Here is a 2477-nt window from a genome sequence, read left to right on the forward strand (position 1 = left end):
CTGCTCGGCGCGTACGACGCCCACAGCGGCACGGCCGACGGGATCGGCTTCCGCCCCTTCACCACGCAGACCGAGACCTCGGTGCGGGCGCGGGCGGAGCACGCCCTGCGGGCGGCGCTCACCCCGGATACGTACGCGCGGTGTCACGCGGAGGGCGCCGCCCTCCGGGTGAAGGAGGCCGCGGCCCTGGTCTGAGCCGGCGAGGACCGGGCCAGGGGAGCGGGGGCCGCCGGCGGCCGCGTGGCCGGGAGCCGGGGCCTCAGGGCAGGAGTTCGTCGAGGGAGGCGCGGCCCTTCTCCGCCATGCGCCGCTCCGCCCACGCGAGGCTCTTCGGATTCACATCGCGTCCGGAGGCGAGGACCAGGTCCTCCGCCGTGTATTCGCCCTCCGACCCGGCATGCAAGAGGCGGTCGGGCGTCGGGCTCTCCCCCGGAGATGTCTTGTCGGACTCAGCGTTCATGCCGCCTCCTACTAGTTCTTCCGGCACTCCATTCTCAGGGGCGGCTCCCGCTCCCGCATCCGGGCCGGGCCGCGGCGGCCGGATCACCGCCCGGGGCGGCCCCRGAACCGTGTCGGTCCGGTGCCGGAGCCGTGTCGGTCCGGTCTCGGAGCCCCCCGGCGGGGCGGGGAGGCCGGCGGGCGCGCCACGGCACACGGGAGTCCGCATGCCGCGTCCGCCGCCGCCGGCCCCGGGCTGATCCGGGCGACCGGGGCCGCCCGGTCACCCCGCGCATGCGCCGCGTCACCCTCGGCGGCCCCCACCCTCCCTCGCGGCCCGGCCCACGTCCTCCCCGGCTCAGACCAGGGCCGCGGCCTCCTTCACCCGGAGGGCGGCGCCCTCCGCGTGACACCGCGCGTACGTATCCGGGGTGAGCGCCGCCCGCAGGGCGTGCTCCGCCCGCGCCCGCACCGAGGTCTCGGTCTGCGTGGTGAAGGGGCGGAAGCCGATCCCGTCGGCCGTGCCGCTGTGGGCGTCGTACGCGCCGAGCAGCCGGGCCCCGTCCTCGGCGGGGCCGGGCCGGCCCAGGCCGCCCTTGGCCCAGGCAGCCGTCGCGAACTGGCTGACCACGAGGTACGGCGAGACCAGGTAGGCAAGGGTCTCCAACTGGGACACGGCGTGGGCGAGATGGCGGAGCGCCTCGTCGTACGCGCCGTCGAGGCAGGCGAGCCAGCCGCGCAGTCCGCCGGCGACACCGGCGAAGAGGCCGGGGGTGGAGGCGGTGAACTCGGACTCCAGCAGATCGAGTTGGTCGCGCGCGAGCGCCGTGTCCCCGTCGTGCCCGTGGTGCTGGACGAGCAGCAGCCGGGCGGTGCTGACGGCCTCGTTGCCCAGCTCCCCGGCTTCACGGGCCGCTTCGGCGAACAGCTCCCGCGCACCGGCCCGCGCCTCGTCGTCGGCGGCGGTCCGGACGCGGACGGAGGCGAGGCGCGCCTTGAAGACCGGGACCTGCGAGCGGGCGCCGAGGTTCGCCGCCGCGAGGGCGGCTCGCTCGAAGTCCGCCGCGGCCTCGTCGAGCCGGCCGGCCCGCTCGTACGCCTCGCCGCGCGCGCAGAGGGCTTCGGCGGTTCCCCAGGAGTCCTGGGCGGCCTCGAAGGCCGCGAGCGCCCGATCGGCGTCCTCGGGGCGCTCCCCGAGCAGCTTGGCCCGCATGAGGTGGGTGAAGCCGGCCTCCCAGTGGTCGCCGTGGGCGTGGCAGGCGGCGAGCGCCGCGTCCAGGGTCTCGCCGAGGGAGCGGAACTCGCCGGTCATCAGCCGGGCGAAGAACCACATCGAGCCGGGCTGGCGGCAGTTCTGGGGCAGGCCGGGCCGGTACGCGGCGACGACGGCGTCGAGGCGGGCCCGGGTGGCGGGCCGCTCCAGGGCGGTGGCCCCCTCGCCGCCCTCTCCCGCGAGGACGAGGAGCCGGCAGCCGCGCCGGGCCTCCCACAGCCGCTCGTCGTCCCAGGGCGGCGGGGTGTCCGGGGGTGTCGGTGTTGGCGACGAGTCGGGAGCCGTTGGGGGTGCCGGGGGAGTTCGTGCGTCCGGTGGGGCCGTTGTCGCGGGGTGAGGCGTTGCGGTTGTTGGGGGAGCGGGGTGCGGCGGCGCGTGCGGGTTTCGTGGTGTCGGAGGATGCGGAGGCGTGTGCGGAGATCGGTCGGCGGTTGGACGGGTTGCCGTTGGCGATCGAGTTGGCGGCGGCGCGGTTGCGGTTGTTGAGTCCGCGGCAGATCGCGGATCGGTTGGACGATCGGTTCGCGTTGTTGACGTCGGGGGCGCGGACGGTGTTGCCGCGTCAGCAGACGTTGCGTGCGGTGGTGGACTGGTCGTGGGATCTGTTGGACGAGGGTGAGCGGGGGGTGTTGCGGCGGCTTTCGGTGTTCTCCGGTGGGTGTGGTCTGGAGGCGGCGGTGACGTCCGACTCCCGCCGGACGGAGGCGAGTTCGGCGACCCGGACCGGTCCTTCGGCGCGGTCCGCGCCCTCCAGGGCGAGCCGGGT

At 76.1% G+C, this 2477-nt stretch carries 3 protein-coding genes and 1 pseudogene; 2 read left to right on the forward strand and 2 right to left on the reverse strand.

Going from position 1 to position 2477, the window contains the following annotated elements:
- A partial coding sequence (locus tag EAO71_RS38045; RefSeq protein WP_187282957.1) for a hypothetical protein occupies positions 1 to 195 on the forward strand: 195 nt, incomplete at its 5' end.
- A gap of 64 nt (positions 196 to 259) precedes the next feature.
- Here the strand turns inward: EAO71_RS38045 and EAO71_RS35490 are convergent.
- Together EAO71_RS35490 and EAO71_RS35495 are read right to left on the reverse strand one after the other, a co-directional pair.
- Positions 260 to 460, reverse strand: a complete 201-nt coding sequence (locus EAO71_RS35490; protein ID WP_147981931.1) for a hypothetical protein — start codon at positions 458 to 460, stop codon at positions 260 to 262.
- A 336-nt stretch (positions 461 to 796) separates the two neighbouring features.
- On the reverse strand, positions 797 to 1771 hold the full coding sequence (locus tag EAO71_RS35495; RefSeq protein WP_147981932.1) for a tetratricopeptide repeat protein: 975 nt from the start codon (positions 1769 to 1771) through the stop codon (positions 797 to 799).
- 185 nt (positions 1772 to 1956) lie between these two features.
- Here EAO71_RS35495 and EAO71_RS39470 point away from each other — a divergent pair.
- Positions 1957 to 2477: pseudogene (locus EAO71_RS39470) on the forward strand (ATP-binding protein); the annotation flags it as partial.

Origin of the sequence: Streptomyces sp. MS191, from assembly GCF_008042125.1 — a bacterium.
Classification (GTDB): Bacteria; Actinomycetota; Actinomycetes; order Streptomycetales; family Streptomycetaceae; genus Streptomyces.

Bases quoted from the DNA above. Each gene is read 5' to 3' on its own strand.
- EAO71_RS35490 (WP_147981931.1), bottom strand. From the start codon at position 460: ATGAACGCTGAGTCCGACAAGACATCTCCGGGGGAGAGCCCGACGCCC.
- EAO71_RS35495 (WP_147981932.1), bottom strand. From the start codon at position 1,771: ATGTGGTTCTTCGCCCGGCTGATGACCGGCGAGTTCCGCTCCCTCGGC.